Origin of the sequence: Saccharopolyspora gloriosae (assembly GCF_014203325.1) — a bacterium.
GTDB lineage: Bacteria > Actinomycetota > Actinomycetes > Mycobacteriales > Pseudonocardiaceae > Saccharopolyspora_C > Saccharopolyspora_C gloriosae.
Window position 1 is genome coordinate 4,020,774 of record NZ_JACHIV010000001.1, and the last position, 18,058, is coordinate 4,038,831.

General features: G+C 69.8%; 15 protein-coding genes and 1 pseudogene. 10 read left to right on the forward strand and 6 right to left on the reverse strand.

Annotation, left to right across the window (positions count from 1 at the left end):
* Positions 1 to 15 precede the first annotated feature (15 nt).
* The 5 genes and pseudogenes from BJ969_RS17730 to BJ969_RS17750 form a co-directional block, all read right to left on the reverse strand.
* Positions 16 to 594 (reverse strand): MFS transporter, encoded by a 579-nt coding sequence (locus BJ969_RS17730; protein ID WP_184480063.1) that lies wholly within the window; start codon positions 592 to 594, stop codon positions 16 to 18.
* Positions 595 to 606: 12 nt separating this feature from the next.
* A protein-coding gene (locus tag BJ969_RS17735) for an IS5 family transposase (RefSeq protein ID WP_184480066.1) occupies positions 607 to 1,421 on the reverse strand; the annotation gives its coding sequence in 2 pieces (ribosomal slippage) (positions 607 to 1,073 and positions 1,073 to 1,421; 816 coding nt in all).
* A 50-nt stretch (positions 1,422 to 1,471) separates the two neighbouring features.
* A pseudogene (locus BJ969_RS17740) lies at positions 1,472 to 2,308 on the reverse strand (MFS transporter); the annotation flags it as partial.
* Between the two features lie 229 nt (positions 2,309 to 2,537).
* Positions 2,538 to 3,680, reverse strand: a complete 1,143-nt coding sequence (locus BJ969_RS17745) for an alpha/beta fold hydrolase (RefSeq protein WP_221315861.1) — start codon at positions 3,678 to 3,680, stop codon at positions 2,538 to 2,540.
* Between the two features lie 167 nt (positions 3,681 to 3,847).
* Complete coding sequence (locus BJ969_RS17750) at positions 3,848 to 5,200, reverse strand: FAD-dependent oxidoreductase (protein WP_184480068.1); 1,353 nt, start codon at positions 5,198 to 5,200, stop codon at positions 3,848 to 3,850.
* A 199-nt stretch (positions 5,201 to 5,399) separates the two neighbouring features.
* Between BJ969_RS17750 and BJ969_RS17755 the strand changes: the two genes are divergently transcribed.
* Positions 5,400 to 6,002 carry a TetR/AcrR family transcriptional regulator gene (locus BJ969_RS17755; protein WP_184480070.1) on the forward strand — a complete coding sequence of 201 codons (603 nt, stop codon included), beginning with the start codon at positions 5,400 to 5,402 and terminating at the stop codon, positions 6,000 to 6,002.
* A gap of 292 nt (positions 6,003 to 6,294) precedes the next feature.
* Here BJ969_RS17755 and BJ969_RS17760 read toward each other — a convergent pair whose 3' ends face one another.
* A complete protein-coding gene (locus tag BJ969_RS17760; RefSeq protein WP_184480072.1) occupies positions 6,295 to 7,443 on the reverse strand; it encodes a glutathione-independent formaldehyde dehydrogenase in 1,149 nt (382 codons plus the stop codon).
* Positions 7,444 to 8,548: 1,105 nt separating this feature from the next.
* On the opposite strand from BJ969_RS17760, the gene BJ969_RS17770 reads away from it, so the two are divergent.
* The 9 genes from BJ969_RS17770 to ilvC all read left to right on the forward strand — a co-directional run bounded on the left by BJ969_RS17770 (position 8,549) and on the right by ilvC (position 18,054).
* Positions 8,549 to 9,316: an SDR family NAD(P)-dependent oxidoreductase gene (locus tag BJ969_RS17770; RefSeq protein WP_184480075.1), complete on the forward strand. Its 768-nt coding sequence runs from the start codon at positions 8,549 to 8,551 to the stop codon at positions 9,314 to 9,316.
* The gene (locus tag BJ969_RS17775) at positions 9,316 to 9,723 is read left to right on the forward strand and encodes a RidA family protein (protein WP_184480077.1); all 408 of its coding nucleotides are present in this window, start codon (positions 9,316 to 9,318) and stop codon (positions 9,721 to 9,723) included. Before BJ969_RS17770 ends, BJ969_RS17775 begins: the two co-directional genes overlap by 1 nt.
* A 30-nt stretch (positions 9,724 to 9,753) precedes the next feature.
* Positions 9,754 to 11,370 (forward strand): AMP-binding protein, encoded by a 1,617-nt coding sequence (locus BJ969_RS17780; RefSeq protein WP_343071464.1) that lies wholly within the window; start codon positions 9,754 to 9,756, stop codon positions 11,368 to 11,370.
* A 10-nt stretch (positions 11,371 to 11,380) separates the two neighbouring features.
* Positions 11,381 to 13,762: a bifunctional salicylyl-CoA 5-hydroxylase/oxidoreductase gene (locus tag BJ969_RS17785; protein WP_184480083.1), complete on the forward strand. Its 2,382-nt coding sequence runs from the start codon at positions 11,381 to 11,383 to the stop codon at positions 13,760 to 13,762.
* A 159-nt stretch (positions 13,763 to 13,921) separates the two neighbouring features.
* The gene (locus tag BJ969_RS17790; RefSeq protein WP_184480086.1) at positions 13,922 to 14,878 is read left to right on the forward strand and encodes an enoyl-CoA hydratase/isomerase family protein; all 957 of its coding nucleotides are present in this window, start codon (positions 13,922 to 13,924) and stop codon (positions 14,876 to 14,878) included.
* Complete coding sequence (locus tag BJ969_RS17795) at positions 14,851 to 16,074, forward strand: acyl-CoA dehydrogenase family protein (RefSeq protein ID WP_184480089.1); 1,224 nt, start codon at positions 14,851 to 14,853, stop codon at positions 16,072 to 16,074. Before BJ969_RS17790 ends, BJ969_RS17795 begins: the two co-directional genes overlap by 28 nt.
* 29 nt (positions 16,075 to 16,103) lie before the next feature.
* A complete protein-coding gene (locus BJ969_RS17800) occupies positions 16,104 to 16,922 on the forward strand; it encodes an acyl-CoA dehydrogenase family protein (RefSeq protein ID WP_184480092.1) in 819 nt (272 codons plus the stop codon).
* Positions 16,919 to 17,044 carry a hypothetical protein gene (locus BJ969_RS30625; RefSeq protein ID WP_281398336.1) on the forward strand — a complete coding sequence of 42 codons (126 nt, stop codon included), beginning with the start codon at positions 16,919 to 16,921 and terminating at the stop codon, positions 17,042 to 17,044. The genes BJ969_RS17800 and BJ969_RS30625 overlap by 4 nt, the downstream gene beginning before the upstream one ends.
* The gene (gene ilvC, locus BJ969_RS17805; RefSeq protein ID WP_184480096.1) at positions 17,041 to 18,054 is read left to right on the forward strand and encodes a ketol-acid reductoisomerase; all 1,014 of its coding nucleotides are present in this window, start codon (positions 17,041 to 17,043) and stop codon (positions 18,052 to 18,054) included. The genes BJ969_RS30625 and ilvC overlap by 4 nt, the downstream gene beginning before the upstream one ends.
* The last annotated feature ends 4 nt before the right edge of the window (positions 18,055 to 18,058 follow it).

Consider the following 18,058-nt stretch of genomic DNA (forward strand, 5'->3'; position numbering starts at 1 on the left):
GCGCCACCCCGATCACTACCGCGCTTGCGCGTACCGATGACCCACCAGTAGTGACAGCAGCAACGTCAGGAGCCCGATAGCGCCGGCCGTTGCGAACGCCACATGTAGGCCGGCAGCGTCCGGGGAGAGCTCGTCAGTGGCTGAGCCGAGTGCGGCTATGGAGACGAACAACGCCGTACCCATCGCGCCTGCGACCTGTTGCACCGCGGAGAGGCTGGCACTGCCATGCGAATACAGCTTGTCCGGCAACGAACCCAGAGCTTCCGCCATCAGCGGCGTCAGCATCAGTGACATCCCGGACATCAGCACGAGGTGAAATACGACGATGGCCGACAGCGGAGTTCCGGTACCCGTGATCGAGAACAGGCCGAGGCCCGACGCCATTAGCGCAGCACCTGGAACGACCAAGGGTCGGGCTCCGCGCCGATCGAACAGTGCGCCGACCGGCCGACCGAGAATTCCGAAAAGGAGTCCTCCCGGGAGCATGATGAGCCCCGCCACTAACGGGCTCACACCGAGCACCGTCTGCAAGTAGAGCGGCAGTAGCACTGACGCAACGCCGATCAGGGACAGCAACATCAACGCCGTAATCATTAAGAGCGCGTCTCACTTGGCGTGTTGGAGTCGTTTGAAGCAGACGAGGGCGGCTGCCAGGGCGAGGAAGGCTTTGAAGGTGTCGGCGCGGCGTTCGTAGCGCAGGGTCAGGCGGCGGTAGCCGGTGAACCAGGCCATGGAGCGTTCGATGACCCACCGGTGGCGGCCGAGGCGTTCCTTGGGCTCGATGTCCTTGCGGGCCAGTCGGGGTCGGATTCCCTTGTCTCTCAACCATCGGCGACGTGCGCGGCTGTTATAGGCCTTGTCGCCATGCAACTTCGCGGGCTTGCGGCGTCGCGGCCCGCGGCGGGAGCGGACCGGCGGGATCGCGTTGACCAGCGGGATCATCGCGTCACCATCAGCCGTGTTGCCTGCCGAGATCCCGGTGACCATCGGCAGCCCGGTAGCGTCGGAGAGCATGTGGAGTTTCGAACCAGGCTTGCCCCGATCGACCGGGCTCGGACCGGTCATAGATCCCCTTTTTTCGCCCGAACATGGGCGGCGTCAACCACCGCGCGGGACCAGTCGATCAAGCCCTGACCACCTAACTCGTCCAGCATCGCGTGATGGATCCGTGCCCACAAGCACGCTTCGGTCCAGCGCACGAACCACCGGTGCGCGGTCGGGACCTTGACGCCGAACGACGGCGGCAGCCACCGCCACGCGCACCCGCTGGTGAGCACGTACACGATCGCCGTGAACACCATCCGAGGGTTCGCCGGCGCCCGACCACCACCCTGCGGGCGGTCCTTAACCTCGGGAATCAACGGCTCGACCAGCTCCCACAGCTCGTCAGGAACCAACCTGCGCGACAACGCATCAACCACAATGGACGATCATCCCGGACGGCGGGTCAAGATCCAAACGAGACACGCTCTAAGGCGATGACGAACGGACGCCGCCCGAATGGTCGCAGATCGAGCAATGCTCGATTTTCTCGTTGCAGCCGCAGCTGTCGGACTACGAAGAGCACGAGCGCTACAAGCCCGGCTCCAGCGGCGATCCATGACGGGACACCGCCACCACTTCCCTTACCGATCGCCGACAGGCCGTAGACGGGGCCGCCGAACCCGATCGCCGAAAGGAATACCGACGAGATGTCCAGCGGGGGCGGGCTTTCAGCGGTGTCGAGGTGCAGCCACCGGGCACCAATCGCGAGCGCGGCCAGGGACAGCGGAAGAACCAGCCAGAACATCCAGCGCCAGCTGAGTCCGGAGAGGACGGCGCCACCGATCGCCGGGCCGATCGCAGGGGCTACGGCTATGACAATGGTGATCGTTCCCATCGTAGCGCCGCGCTTCTCCTCCGGGACGAGCCGCAATGACGTCGTCATCAGCAGCGGGAGTATCAACGCAGTACCAACGGCCTGGACCACACGCCCAGCTAGCAGAACCTCGAATCCAGGAGCCAAACCAGCCAGGACGGTACCTGCGGTGAATATCAGCAGCGACACTAGAAACATCTGACGGGGCGTATATCTATCGAGCAAGTAGCCGGTCGCCGGGATGACGATGGCCATAGTCAACAGATACCCGCTGGTCAACCACTGCACAGTAGTAGACGGCACGGCAAGCTCGATGCTCAGGTCACGAAGTGAAACACTGAGTATGGTCTCGTTGAGAATCATCACGAATGCAGCGCTGACCATGACGCCGATCAACGGTCTTGCGTAGTTTTTCGCCCTTTGTTCGATACGCGACGTGGGACTGGTCACGCGGGACCCCCTTTCTTCCCGTGGCAATTTCGAAGAAGAACTGCAATCTGCCGAGCGCACCTGATCGAGCCGATAGTGAACACGTGAAGCGATAAGTCAACCGCCAGCCCCACGATGGTCAACCGTGCGATGGAGGTGGACTCGAAATCCAACGAAAAGGAACATGGTGACACCAGTGCGCGAGAGCAGGGATACGTCTACATTCTGATCAATCCGAAGCCGACCGGCATTACCGATAACTACGGAAGAAGGTGCGGATATCTTCCACGAGCGCGTCGGGCCGCTCCAAAGCGGCAAAATGGCCGCCGCGGGAGAACTTGCTGTACCGTTGAACGTTGAAGGCTGTGGAAACGACTTCGCGTGATGGCACGAAGAGTTCCTGGGGAAAAGCCGCGTAAGCGGTGGGGACACCCCTGGAGCCGCTCGGCGCGACTCCGGACGTGGAGGCCGCTTCGTAGTACAGGCGGGCCGCGGTTGCACTCGTGCCGCCGAGCCAGTAGAACATGATTTCAGTTAGTAGATCATCTTTGGAGAAAACCGATTCAACGTCCCCCTCGCAGTCACTCCAGCTTTGGAATTTCTCTACGATCCAACCTGCCAGGGCCGCCGGGGAATCCGTCAGCGCGTGACCGATGGTCAGCGGCTTGGTCGCCTGCACCTGGGAGTACCCGCCCTCGCGGGCGTTCCAATCTTCAACGGCCCGCAGGTACTCCTCATGTTCCACGGACGCCCGCGAAGGCCGGTCTGGAAAAAAGTTCAGGTGAATGGCTGCGACACCTTCACTGACCCCGTAGTGGCTGCGTCCCAGCGCGGCGGTGACGAACGAACCCCAGTCCCCGCCCTGGGCGACGTAGCGACGATAACCGAGAGTGTCCGCCATCAGGGTGTGGAACGCTTCTGCGATCGCTGATGGATCGACGCCTGGTCGGCCGGGATGGGGAGAGAATCCATACCCCGGGAGGCTCGGCGCGACAACGTCGAAGGCATCCCTTGCGTCGCCTCCGTGAGCGACCGGATCCGTCAGCGGACCGATGATCTTATGCACCTCCCAGAACGATCCCGGCCAGCCATGGCTGAACACCAGCGGCAACGGGTCCGGTCCCCTTCCACGTGCATGCACGAAGTGCAGGCGAAACTCGCCGGCCTTGGAGGAAACGTCGGCCTGGAACTGGGGAAGCTCGTTGATCTGACGTTCGATCAGGCGCCAGTCGAACTCATTCATCCAGTAATCGATCAGGCCGCGCAGCGTTCGGGCGGGCATCCCGGCGGACCAACCAAGATCCGAATCGAACAGTCGAGTACGACGCAGGCGTTCCCTCAGTTCGTCCAGTTCGCGTTGCGGCACATCGACCACGAACGGGCGCACTGTCACCAGACGACCTCCGCCTCTTCCCCGCCGATACGGGCGCCGGAACCTGCTGCATCTCGATGATGCCGACCGAATCCAGAATCGCTGAACATGCTGACGTCGCACACCTTTCTTGTCGTTTTCTGCCACAGACGCTCGATGCCCTATGCTTCGCTCGAACTCCGGCCGATTCACACAGCTACGCTGTCCCGGTTCAGGACGTTGCCCAAGTGCGCGGCGAGCGCTGCCGCCGTGGCCCGGTTGTCCGGATGGGCCATCTCGTGCAGGTCGAACAAGCCGGCCGAGAGCCGAGATCCGAGGAGCCACTCGAACAGAGCGGGCGAACCAGACCACCGGTGCAAGCGCTCCATGCGCGTGCCGTAGAAGGACAGCAGGTCACGAGCGGTACGGGGGTTCTCGGCCGGAGGGGCCAAGCGGTTGCGGGCGGTGTCGTCAAGGTCGAGGCATTCCAATTTCGCGATGACCGCGGCGCTAGGTGCGACAAGGCACGGCAACAGGGGTTGCAATGCGATCGAGCCGTCCTCGAAGACGGGCCTCGGCGACTTCTGCGTGAGGCCGTCGGCGGAGCAATCGATGTAGACGGTCCCGGGCGGTGTCGTGATACTGCCGCCCTCAAGATGGACTCCGGCGGAGTCCATGCGGCGCACGCGCCCCAGCCGCACCACGTTCTCGATCTGCCGCAGCTGACCGAGTTCGGTGGAGCTGACCGTCGCGCACCGGAAGGCGCTGGGCGTGACGGCGACGTCACGCCGGAGCACCAGGCCTAGCTCCTCAAGCACTCCGATCGCGGCGTCGACCGAATCGTGTCCGTGCAGTTTCGTCAGCTCCCGGAACTGCGGCTCGGCTCCGTCGTGACTGCGGTTGACCAACCACGCGTCACGCGGGGCGATCCACCTGACGCGGTCCGGGTCGACCCCATGGTCGAGCAGCCATAGGCAGGCGTCCAGGCCGGTCTTTCCGGCTCCGACGATGGTGAACCGCTCGGGCGCACCGCCGAGCTCGACGAGTTGGTTGACCGGGACGACCGGCACACCGTCCTCGATTCCGTAGCTCGGGCGATTCATCGCGGGCACGGTCACGTTCACGTAGGACGCGTCGACGACCCGCTTCCTGACGATGATCTCCGTCGTGACCCCGTTGACGAGGGACCGCGCCTGCGCGATCGCCGGTCGGCCGGGGTGCACGTCGGCGACGTCGTGCATCGGCAGGTAGGTGACGCGACCCGAAGCCAGCAGCACGTCGCGCATGATGCGGTCGTAGTAGTCGAGGACCTCGTGACGCGAAGCGAGGCTCGCTCCGATCGAATCGCTCGGCATCGGCCGCGAGTGGACCCCGTAGACGTTGGACGGCCCGTGCAGCCTGACGAACGGGTACGACACCGTCCAATGGCCACCAGGGGCGTGATTGCGATCCACCACGGCCATCGTGTCGCCGCTCTCGCTGAGCAGGGCGTCCGCGAATGCCATTCCGGTGGCTCCCGCGCCGATGATCAGGTAATCGACAGTGATCGTTTCAGGAGACATGTCCGCCTTCAGTCGTCGTTCGTTCCGAGAAGCGCGCCTGGTTGATGCCGGCGCATCCAGCTCGGCGCTCGGGAGGAGGGGGCGGCCACGAGTCCGGAGCTCGGTTCGCCGCCCGAGAAGTCACGGTAGCACGGTTTGGCAGACTCTGCCATTACAGGCACGACATGCCATATCCGACTTCCTCTGTTAACGTCGGGAGATGCAGCGAGCAGAGTTGACCTTGCAAGATCGCAAGCGACAGGCAGTGCGCACGGAGGTGACGGCGGTCGCCATCGACCTCTTCCTCGTAGCTGGATACGAAGCCGTCACCGTGGACCAGATCGCCGCCGCAGCCGGGTTGTCCCCTCGCAGCTTCTTTCGCTATTTCGCGAACAAGGAAGCCGTCTTCACCCACATGCTGGACGAGACCGGCACCGGCATCGCCGACCGACTCGAGGCTCGCTCACCCCACGAGGACCCCTGGCTCGCATTGCGCCGATCGTTCGATCACCTGATCGAGATGCTCGACGGAGCAGAGCGGTCACTTCGGATGACGCGGCTCGTCTACGAAACGCCAGTTCTTTACGGCGGCCACCTGCGCAAACAAGCGCAGTGGAACGAGCTTCTCGCCGATGTACTCGCGCCCCGGCTCATCGCCGCACCTTCCGGCGAGCGGCGACTGCGTGCCGGCGCACTCGCCGCCGCAGCCGTCTCGTGCTTCGAATACGCCCGTCTCGAATGGGTCAGCTGCGACGGCAAGCGTTCCGTGGCGCAACTCCTCGACATCACCATGGGGGCCGTCCACCCGCTGCCCGAGGCGTAGGCCGGGCCGCTGCGCACAGCGCGAGCTCACTCCTCAAGGCCACTGGGGGCCAAGGGGCCGCGGGTTCGAATCCCGCCGTCCGACGGCGCAAAAGCCCGCTGAGCTAGCACGAAAGTGCAGTCCAGCGGGCCTTTTGATGTTCGATTGCCGATCATGCAGTGGATCTTCCCGAACCCACCGCGTCCACATCTTCGACCAGTCCAATTCGGGTCGGCCCCGCGCACGCGGGGATGTTCCCTGCTACGCCGGTGGATCACCGGCTAGCGCGGAGTCGACCTCGCGTGGGGGCGAGTCAGGCGGCCTGGGCCGGGTTGAGCACGACCTTGGTCCAGCCGTCTTCGCGGGCGTCGAAGTGCTTGTAGGCGTCCGGCGCCTTCTCCAACGGCAGGTTGTGGGACACGATCCACGAAGGCTCGGCCTTGTTCTCGGCGATGAGGTCGCGCAGGTGGCGGTTGTAGCGCTTGACCGGGGCCTGCCCGCAGCCCATCTGCTGGCCCTTGAACCAGAAGTTGCCGAAGTCGAAGCGGGCCTTGCCCTGCTGGGACAGCTCATCCGGACCGCCCGGGTCCTGAGGAACGAACACCCCGACGGTGCCGATGCCGCCGGTGAACCGCACGGAGGAGACCAGCTTGTTCAAGGTCGCCGCGTTGTCCTCGTTGCCTTGGGGGTCGTGGGCCTGGTAGCCGACGCACTCCGCGCCGCGGTCGGCGCCGATTCCCTTGGTGTGCGCGGTGACCTGCTCGACCGGGTCGCCCTGGGAATCGTCGATCGCGATCGCACCGATCTGCTCGGCGAGGCGCAGCCGGTCGGGGTGGCGGTCGACGACCATGACCTTCGCCGCCCCCTTCACGCTCGCGGAGAGGGCCGCCATCAGTCCGACCGGACCACCGCCGTAGATCACGATGGACTCGCCCGGCTTCAGGCCCGACATCTCCACCGCGTGCCAGCCGGTGGGGAAGATGTCCGAGAGCATCACGTAGTCGTTCTGCTTCTCGGCCGCGTCCTCGGGCAGGCGCAGACACTGGAAGTCACCCCAGGGGATGCGCAACAGCTCGGCTTGGCCGCCGGCCCAGCCGCCCATGTCGGCGAACCCGTACGCCCCGCCTGCCATGCCCTCCACGTTCGCGGCCAGGCAGTAGTTGGTCAGACCGTGCTCGCAGTTCTGGCAGTGCCCGCAGGAGACGTTGAACGGCGCGGAGACCATGTCCCCCACCGCGACCTTGTCGATCCCGGCGCCGACCTCGACGACCTCGCCGACGTTCTCGTGGCCGAAGATGCGGCCCTGCTCGAAGTCGGTACGGCCTTCGTACATGTGCAGATCCGACCCGCAGATGTTCGTCGCCGTGATCTTGACCAGGACGTCGTTGGGCGCCTCGATGCGGGCGTCGTCGACGTCGGCGACCGTCACGTCGCGGGGTCCGTTGTACACAAGTGCCTTCATGATGATCTCCGGGTGCGAATCGTGGCCCGATCAGGTCTGGGCGCCGACGGGCTGGCGGCCCTCGGCGAACTCTTCGACGATCTGGGAGAAGAACGCGGGCAGTGGGGGCGCGGCTGATGACCAAGCCCTGGTCCCGGCTTTGCGGATTTCGTTGCGGGCACTGGGAAACGACGTCAGGGTCCGGCCACGCACGTCGGCCTCGACCAACGTCCGCTGGCCATGACACGGCGAGCCGACCGGCTTACCGGACCATGTCCCGCAGGAGGCCCACCGCGTCGGAGTCGACCCAGCCCGCCGCCCGGCAGGGCCAAGGCGTCGAAGTCGTCGCTCGACAACGTTGGGAGGCCGACCGGCCGACGGTGGAGGTGTCGTCCCTGTCGATGTCGGCGTTCATCGACCGGATCTGTCCAGTGTGGATCGAACGTAGCGTCATCTGCACCCGGCCTGGTCGACCGCCCGGCGGGGCCGGGTCGGTTCGACCTGCTCGACACCGTCGGCCAGGATCGCGACCCGTCGGCCGCGCAGCTCATCTGCCATCGGAAGGCCCCTCCTCCTAATGCGGCGAGAGCCACCAGTGTTACCCGGTCAGGCCGGTTCGAAACCACCCGGCGAGGCACTGGGCACGCTTGCGGCGCACCTGAGGTGAACTCCTCTCCGAAAACGGCGCGGTCGAGCAGTGCGCGTGGAGCAGCGACGCTGAATCTCCGCCTGCTCGAAGGTGTCGGTGAGCCACCGCCGCTCGTCCTGCGAAGTAGCGGCCGGTTCTGCGAGGCCGCTCGCCGATCCCCTCACCTCGGGTCGAACCCGGCCCCGGCCGAGCATTTCTCTCCACGGGGCTCGGCCGAATGCCGGGTCGCACCGTCGAAGTGAAGCTGGTGCGCTTGGTTTCCGCGCAGGACCGTCCGGTCGCGTTCGAGGTCGGCAGTGCTGATTTCTCCGCGTGACACCGCCTTTTCGAGTCCGGGCACCGCGCGCTGCTCGACCGCGTGGCCGCGGCGGGCACCGCTGCCGGAGGTCGCCGTCGCCTGCCGCCCCCCAGGAGGGGTATCACTTGACCTGAATCAGTCTCTAGACATGGGCGATTGACCAATCGTATGTTGTCTTCATGGTCACTCGATCAGATTCGCGGGTATGTCTCGTCACCGGGGCGGGGCGGGGCATCGGGGCTGCGGTCGCCCGGCGGCTCGGCGCCGCGGGACACCGGGTCGCCTTGGCCGCCCGCACCGCTTCGGAACTGGAGTCGGTCGCGGCCGAGCTGCCCGGGCCGACCCTCACCCTGCCGCTGGACCTGACCGCACCGGAGGCCGCGGAGACCGCGTGCGCCGCGGTCGAATCCCGCTGGGGGCACGTCGATGTCCTGGTGCTCGCGGCGGGTGCCGGGACGTCCGCACCCTTGGCGTCGACCACCGATGAGCAGTGGGAGCAGATGCTCGCGCTGAACCTGACGGCACCGTTCCGCCTGCTGCGCAGGGCGGCCCCGCCGATGGCCGACGCGGGGTGGGGCCGCGTGGTGTCGATCGCCTCGGTGGCCGCCCGGCGCGGCGAGCGCTACATCAGCGCCTACACCGCCAGCAAGCACGGCGTGCTGGGACTGGTGCGCTCGGCCGCGGCCGAACTGGCCGGGACGGGCGTCACCGTCAACGCCGTGTGCCCCGGGTACGTGGACACGCCCATGACCGACGCCACGGTGGCCGCGATCAGCGCCCGCACCGGCCGCGACCTCGCGGCGTCCCGGGCGGCCCTGGCCGCCAAGCAACCGATCGGCCGGCTCATCACCGCCGAGGAGGTCGCCGACGTCGTGGCCGTCTGCGTCGCCAGCGGCGCGATCAACGGCCAGGGCATCGTCATCGACGGCGGAGGGGTGCACTCGTGATGGACCGCGTGAATCCTCCCGAGCTGGCCCGGCCCTCGGGCTTCAGCCACGCCGTCGTGGCCGAGGGCCGGGTGGTGCTGCTGGCCGGGCAGACCGGGACCGACGCCGAAGGGCGCATCGTCGACGCGGGTGTCCTCGACCAGTTCGACCGCGCGCTGGCCAACTTGGTGGCGGCGCTGCGCGCCGCGGGCGGATCTCCTGACGATCTGGCCCAGCTGACGATCTACCTGGTCGACGTCGAGGCGTACCGGGCCGTCGGCCGCGAGGTGGGGGCGGTCTGGAAACGGCACGTCGGCGCGCACTACCCGGCGACCGCGGCGGTCGGGGTGACCCGGTTGTGGGATCGCGCGGCCCTGGTCGAACTGCAAGGAATCGCCGTGCTCGACGTCGAGCCGCGGAACCCGTAGTCCCCTGCGAGCGAGGAGGACCTGGCCGTGGTGCCGACGTCGTCCCTCAACCCGTCCGCGCACATCGACACCTTCTGCCGGGACCGGCTGCCCGCCGAGGAGGACTGGCCGGAGCTGCTGTTCGAGCTGCCGGAACTGGACTACCCCGCGCGGCTCAACGCGGGCTCGGAACTCCTCGACACCGCGATCGCGCGGTACGGACCGGACCGTCCCGCCTTGCGCGCCCCGGCACCGAATCCCGTCGCGTGGACCTACGGCGAGCTGCGCGACCGCGCCGCCGCCGTGGCCGCCGCGTTGACCCGGGAACTCGGTGTCGTGCCGGGGAACCGCGTGATCCTGCACGGGCCGAACACCCCGTGGCTCGCGGCGGCCTGGCTCGGCGTGCTCAAAGCGGGCGCGGTCGCCGTCACGACGACCGCGATGCTCCGGTCCGGCGAACTCGCCACCGTCGGCGGGCTGACCCGGCCGGCGGTGGCCCTGTGCGACCACCGGTTCGTCGCCGAGCTGGCGTCCGCGGGCATCGCCGGGATGCCGATCGTGCCGTTCGGCGGTGCCGGCGCCGACGACCTCGCGGTGCGCGCGGCCCGGCAGGACCCGTTCGACGACGTGGCGACCTCGGCGGACGACGTCGCGCTGCTGGCCTGCACCTCCGGCACGACCGGCGAGCCGAAGGTCACGATGCACTTCCACCGCGATGTGCTCGCGATCGCGGACACCTTCGCCCACCACGTGGTGGCGCTGCGCCCGGACGACCTGGTGACCGGGACCCCTCCGTTCGCCTTCACCTTCGGGCTCGGCGGGTTGCTCGTCTTCCCGCTCCGGGCCGGTGCCGCCGCGCTGCTGCTCGAACGCGCCACCCCCCAGGAACTGGCCGCGCACGTGGCCGAGAACCGCGCGACGGTGCTGTTCACCGCCCCCACCGCCTACCGCGCGCTCGCCGGGGACGGCCGGCCCGAGCGGCTGGCGAGCCTGCGCCGCTGCGTGTCGGCGGGCGAGCCGCTGCCCGCCTCGGTGTGGCGCGACTTCCGCGCTGCCACCGGAATCCGCGTCATCGACGGGATCGGATCGACCGAGATGCTGCACGTGTTCGTGTCCGCCGCCGACGACGACATCAGGCCCGGGGCCACCGGCCGGGCGGTTCCCGGCTACCGGGTCGACGTCGTCGACGACCTCGGGCGCAGCGCGCCCGACGGCGTGCCGGGGCACCTCGTGGTGCGGGGGCCGACCGGCTGCCGCTACCTGGACGGGCGCAGGCAGCGGGAGTACGTGGTGCACGGCTGGAACCGCACCGGCGACATCTACGTCCGCGACGCCGACGGCCTGTTCTGGTTCCAGGCCCGCTCCGACGACATGATCATCACCGCCGGGTACAACGTGGCCGGGCCGGAGGTGGAGCAGGCGCTCCTGCAACACCCCTCGGTCGCCGACTGCGCGGTCGTCGGCACCCCGGACGCGGAACGCGGCCACGTGGTCACCGCCCACGTCGTGCTGCGGCCGGGGGAAACGGCCACCGCCGCCGAGTTGCAGGCGTTCGCGAAGGGCGTGATCGCCCCGTACAAGTACCCGCGCCGCATCCACTTCGCCGACGCGCTGCCGCGCAACAGCACCGGGAAGTTGCAGCGGTCCGCGCTCCGCGAGGCGGTCTGAGGTGGCGGGCATGCGGATCGCGATCGCGGGCGGCGGACCGGGCGGCCTCTACCTGGCCGCCCTGCTGGCGCAGCTCGGCCCGCACGACATCACGGTGTGGGAGCAGAACGCCGCGGACGACACGTTCGGCTTCGGCGTCGTGCTCTCCGACGAGACCCTCGGTGGGATCGAGCAGGCGGACCCCGCCGTGTTCGCCGCGATGTCGGAGCGGATGGCGCGCTGGGACGACATCGACGTGCACCACCGCGGGGCCGTGTCCACCTCGGGCGGGCACGGGTTCGCCGCGATCGGCCGGCGGGAGCTGCTGGGCGTGCTCCAGCGCCGCTGCGCGGAACTCGGGGTCACCGTGCACTACCGCACGCGGTGCCCGGACGCGGCGGTCCTGCAAGCCGATCACGACCTGGTCGTCGCGGCGGACGGGGTGAACTCCGCGGTCCGGGCGGCGCGCGCGGCGGACTTCGGCGCGCGCATCACGACCGGGCGCAGCCGGTACATGTGGCTCGGCACCGACCGCGTCTTGCCCGCGTTCACCTTCGACGTCGTGGAGACCCCCTGCGGCGTCGTGCAGCTGCACGGCTACCCCTATTCCGACCGGGCCTCGACGATCGTGGTGGAGACCTCGGAACCGGCTTGGGAGCAGCTCTTCCGCGACCGCTGCACCCGCGATCCGGGGCCGGGCGAGAGCGACCTGGCGTCGATCGAGCTCGTCGAGGAGCTGTTCGCGGACCGGCTCGACGGCGCCGCGCTGCTGGCGAACGCCTCGCGCTGGTCGCGGTTCCGGACCTTGCGGACCGATCGCTGGCACGCGGGGAACCTGGTGCTGCTCGGCGACGCCGCGCACACCGCGCACTTCTCCATCGGGTCGGGGACGAAGCTGGCGATGGAGGACGCGCTCGCCCTGGCGGCGTGCCTGCACGAGCAGGGGGACGTCGCGACCGCGCTCGCCGCGTACGAGGCGGAGCGGCGACCCGTGGTCGCCTCCACCCAGCGCGCGGCGGCGGCGAGCCAGGCCTGGTTCGAGGACATCGACCGCTACGTCGGCCAGGAACGGCAGCAGTTCGCGTTCAACCTGCTCACGCGCAGCCGCCGCGTCACCCACGACAACCTGCGCACGCGGGACGCCGCGTTCGTCGAGAACGCCGAGCGCTGGTTCTGCGGCAGGAGCGCCGGAGCAGACCCCGTGCCGCCGATGTTCACGCCCGTCCGGATCGGCGGTCTCGCGCTGCCGAACCGGGTCGTCGTCTCGGCGATGGACGTCTACTCGGCCCGCGACGGGGTGCCCGGGGATTTCCACCTCGTCCACCTCGGCGGCAAGGCGCTCGGCGGCGCGGGGTTGGTGATGACCGAAATGGTGTGCGTCTCCCCTACCGGCAGGATCACCCCGGGGTGCACCGGCCTGTGGAACGCCGAGCAGGAGACCGCGTGGCGCCGGGTGGTCGACTTCGTCCACTCGTCGACCTCCTCCCGGATCGGTGTCCAACTAGGACATTCGGGCCGCAAGGGCTCGACCCGGTTGATGTGGGAGGGGATCGACGAGCCGCTGGACACCGGCGGATGGCCGGTGGTGGGGCCGTCGGCGATCCCGTACTCCGCGCGGAACGCGGTGCCGCACGAGCTGACGGCGGACGAGCTGCGCGGCATCCGGGACGAGTTCGCCGCTTCCGCCCGCGCCGCCGCCCGCTGCGGGTTCGACCTGCTGGAGCTGCACGTCGCGCACGGGTACCTGCTGTCGTCGTTCGTCTCCCCGCTGTCGAACCGGCGCACCGACCGCTACGGCGGCGACCTCGACGGGCGGTTGCGCTTCCCGCTGGAGGTCTTCGACGCCGTCCGCGAGGCGTGGCCGGCGGACCGGCCGATGTCGGTGCGGATCTCGGCGACGGACTGGCATCCGGGCGGTGTCGACGCGGACGACTCGGTCGAGATCGCCCGGATGTTCGCCGAGCACGGCGCCGACGCCATCGACGTGTCGACCGGCCAGGTGGTGCGCGAGGAGACCCCCGAGTTCGGCCGGAGCTACCAGACCCCGTTCGCCGACCGCATCCGCAACGCCGTCGGGCGCCCGCACGACGGGCCCGCGGTGATCGCGGTGGGCGCGATCTCCAGCTGGGACGACGTCAACTCGATCCTGCTGGCCGGGCGCGCCGACCTGTGCGCCCTGGGCCGCCCGCACCTCTACGACCCGCAGTGGACCCTGCACGCCGCGGCCGAGCAGGACTACGCCGGCCCCGCCGCGGTGTGGCCGGAGCCGTTCGCGGCGGGTTCCCGTCGTCCGCGGACGGGCCGCACCGACGGGCCGCCGCCACGGCTGGACCTCCTCCGGAGCGGCCCCGTCCGCGCGCGCCACGCCAGGTGGAACCCGGCCGGTTTCCCGCCCGAGCCCGCCGGTGGATGACCGCCCAGGCGGGCGTGCTGCGGGAGCGCATCGCCACAGCCGCGACCAGATCGGTCAAATGTCTTGTCTTATGCCGCACCGTGGATACACTTGAGTAATATTCTGCGGCAAAATCGCTCAATCGTTCATTTCCGACCGGTTCATCCGAGGGGTTGCCAGATGGCGCGCGTACCGCAGCAGGATCGACCCGCCGAGGCGAGCACGATCACCTACACCCGGCGCGAGGGGCAGGCGATCATCGCGATCGACCGCCCGAAAGCCCTCAACAGCCTCAACTTCCTCGCCTTCCAGGAGATCCAGGACGCGCTGCGGGTGGCCGAGCGGGACGACTCGGTCGCCGTCATCGTGATCACCGGCACCGGGAGCAAGGCGTTCTGCGCGGGCGCCGACCTGCACGAGCACTGGGAGCTGTGCCAGCGCCCGCGCGACTACGTCCCGTGGGTGCGCGAGTTCATCGCCATGCAGACGGCCATCGTGCGCTGCGGCAAGCCGACGATCGCCCGGCTCAACGGCCTGGTGGTCGGCGCCGGGAACGAGCTGGCCCTCGCCTGCGATCTCGCGATCGCCGGCGACGACGTCGTGATCCGGGAAGTGGGGCCTCTGGTCGGCAGCGTCTCCGGCATCGGCGTCACGCAGTGGCTGCCGCTGATGATCGGCGACCGGCGCGCCCGCGAGGTCGTCCTGCTCTCCGAAGACCTCCCGGCCGCGACGGCGCACGACTGGGGATTGATCAACAAGGTCGTTCCGGCGGCGGAGCTGGACTCCGCCGTCGACGCCGCGGCGCGACGGCTCACCGACACCTTCCCGGAATCCCTCCGGTTCACCCGCGCACTGGTCAACCAGGCCAAGGAAGCGGCGTGGGCGTCGAGCGCCGCGCTCGCAGGCGAGTGGCTGGCGATCCACAGCGGGTCCGTCGAGACCCGTCGGGGCATGGGGTCGTTCATCGAGAAGCGTCCCGTCGACCACGCGGAACTGCGGGAGCGGGCGGCCCGGGACGAGTCGCCGGAGTTCCCGCACGGACCGCCCGTCGGATCGTGCCCCAGCTGCGGGACCGCGGACCTGCCCGCGACGTTCCGGTGGTGCGGGGCGTGCGGCGCGGAACTGGCCGCGAGCTGAGGGCGGCGACGATGGACCACACCGCCGACGAGGGGCTCTCCTCGGTGCTGATCGACGACGCCGCCCGCGCGGAGTTCCGGGGACGGCTGCGCGAATGGCTGCCGGAGCACCTGCCCAGCACCCCGGAACCGGACGGCGTCGAGGACCGGTTCTGGTGGCGCCACGCCTGGCACCGGACGCTGCACAGCGGTGGCTGGATCGGGGTCGACCTGCCCGCCGAGCTCGGCGGGCACGGGCTCGACGTGCTGCACCGGGCCATCGTGATCGACGAGCTCACCACCGCCGACGCCCCGCCGATCGCGAACTGGGTCGGGGTCGAGCTCGTGGCGCCCACCCTGGTGGCCTGCGGCAGCGCGGACCAGCGCGCCGAGCACGTGCCCGCGATCCTGGACGGCGGATCCGTGTGGTGCCAGGCCTTCTCCGAACCGGAGGCCGGTTCGGACCTGGCCGCGGTGACGACCCGGGCCACCCCGGACGGCGACGGTTTCGTGCTGCGCGGACGGAAGCGCTGGAGCAGCTGGTCGCGGTTCGCCGACCAGGTCCTGGTGCTCGCCCGAACCGGCAGCGCGGAGGCTCGGCACAAGGCCCTCTCGTGCTTCATCGTGCCGCTCTCGCACCCCGGAGTGCGCGTGCTGCCCGTCCCGATGCTGTACGGCGATGCCGAGGAATCCGACATCGTGTTCGACGACGTCCGCGTCGGGCCGGGCGCCCTGGTCGGGGAGCTCGACCGCGGCTGGTCCGTGCTGATGACGAGCCTGTCCCTGGCGCGCGGGCTCTCCACCCTCACGCGGGTCGGCGCGCTGCGCCGGGCACTGGCCCGCCTGATCTCCGAACGCATCGAGGTCTGCGGGTCAGCCGCGGACCTGCCGCCGACCGAGGTGATCGCATTGACGGACTTCCACGCCAGGACGGAGGCGCTGCGCGGCCTCGCCTACCGGAAGGTGGCCGACCTGGCGGCCGACGGGGTGCCGGGCCCGGTCGCGTCGACCGAGAAGCTGCTCTGGGGCGAGCTGTCCCGGCAGGTCGCCGATCACGCGGTGCTGCTGGGCGGGCTCGACGCGCTGGCCCCCTCCGGCGGGATGGCCACCGGGTGGCTGATGGAGCTCTACCGGGGGATCGGCAACGCCATCGAGGGCGGCACCAGCGAGATCCAGCGCACCACGATCGCCCGCCACGTCCTGGGACTGCCCGCATGAGCCCGGAACGCGGTACAGGACCGTCCCCTGTGGACGGTGATGTGCTCGCCGAACTCGCGCTCGGCTGCCTCTCCGCGGAGCGGGAGGGGACGGCGGAGTGGCCGGCCGGTGCGGCCGTCGCCGGGTGGCTCCGGGCGCGGCTGGCCCCGGACGCCCTCCCGGGCACCGTCGCCACCGGAACCGGCGGGCGGTTCGACGTCGTCGCGGTCTCGCCGCCGGACGTGCTGCTCGAACGCCGCGAACCCGGCGCGGGGTGGGTGCTGCGCCCGGTCGGGTCCGCCGAGGGCACCGAGCTCACCGACCCCTCGGTCCGCCGGTGGCGGGGCTCGGTGGAACCGGACGCCCCGGCCGAACCCGCCCTCCTGCCCGGAGACGCGGCCGAGCGGCTCGCGGTCGTCGACGACATCGCCGTGGCCGCCGCCCTCGTCGGGGTCGCGGACCGCTCGCTCGGTCTCGCCGTCGCCCACGCCCGCGAGCGCACCCAGTTCGGGCGCCCGATCGCATCCTTCCAGTCGGTCGCCCACCGGCTGGCCGACATGTACTGCGCCGTCGAGCTGGCCCGCTCCGGGGTGCTGCTCGCGGCGGCCACCGGCGCCGCGACCGACGCACGGCTGTCGCGCAGGCTCGCGGTCACGACCGCGCCCGACGTCGCGATCTCCGCCGTGCACCTGCACGGCGCGATCGGGCTGACCGGCGAGGTCGCGGTGCACACCGCGCTGCGCCGGGCGCTCGTGCTGCGCGCGCTGCCCCCGCACCCCGACCACGTCCTCGACGCGCTGCGCGGCGATCTGCAGGACCTCGCCGAACGCGCCCGGCGGACGACCTCGATCCCAGGAGCCCAGCCATGATCGTCGAGCTAGAGCGCCGACGGCCCGCCCTCCCCGGTCCGGGCGCGGTGCGCGGCACCAGCGCGTGCCGGGAGCACCAGATCCGCACGACGCCGAACTCTCCGAAGGCGGTGGCGCGATGACCCGCCCGACGAACGACGCGACCGTGCACTACGCGGACGAGGGGCGGATTCCCCTGCTGCCCGACCGCCGCGTCGCGGTGCTGGGCTACGGCTCGCAAGGCCGCGCGCACGCGCACAACCTCCGCGACTCCGGGATCGCAGTCCGAGTCGGGCTCCGGCCGGACTCGGCTCGCGTGGCCAGCGCCCGCGAAGAGGGCTTCACGGTGACCGACACCGGGTCGGCCGCCGAGTGGGCCGATGTGATCGTCATGCTGGTTCCGGACACCCTCGCGCCCGCGGTGTTCACCGAGTCGGTGGAGCCGAACCTGGCACCCGGCGACGCGCTCGTCTTCGCCCACGGGTTCGCCGTGCACCACGGCCTGATCACCGCATCGGACGAGGTCGACGTGGTCATGGTGGCCCCGAAGGCACCCGGCCGGGACGTGCGGGCGAGCTTCGAGCACGGCCACGGCTGCCCGGCGCTGGTCGCCGTGGCGCAGGACGCCACCGGCACCGCGTCCTCGCTCGCCCTGGACTACGCCGACGCGCTGGGCGCGACCCGGGCCGGGGCGTTGGAGACGACCTTCGCCGAGGAGACCGAGACCGATCTGTTCGGCGAGCAGGCCGTGCTGGTCGGCGGGGTCACGGAACTGATCAAGACTGCCTTCGAGGTGCTGGTCGACGCCGGGTACCAGCCGGAGTCGGCGTACTTCGAATGCCTCCACGAGCTCAAGCTGACCGTCGATCTGATCCAGCGGCACGGTCTGGCCGCCATGACCGACCACATCTCCGACACCGCCGAGTACGGCGGCTACAGCCGGGGTCCGCGCGTGATCGACGCGCACGTCCGCGCATCGATGGAGGCCGTGCTCGACGACATCAGGTCCGGCGGGTTCGCCTCGGAGTGGGTGGCCGAGGACCGGGGCGGTCGCCCGCACTTCCGGTCGGCGCGGGCCACCGCGAGGGCGCACGCGATCGAGGCGGTGGGGGCACCGCTGCGCCGGATGACCGGCGGCTCGGCCACCTCCTGACGAG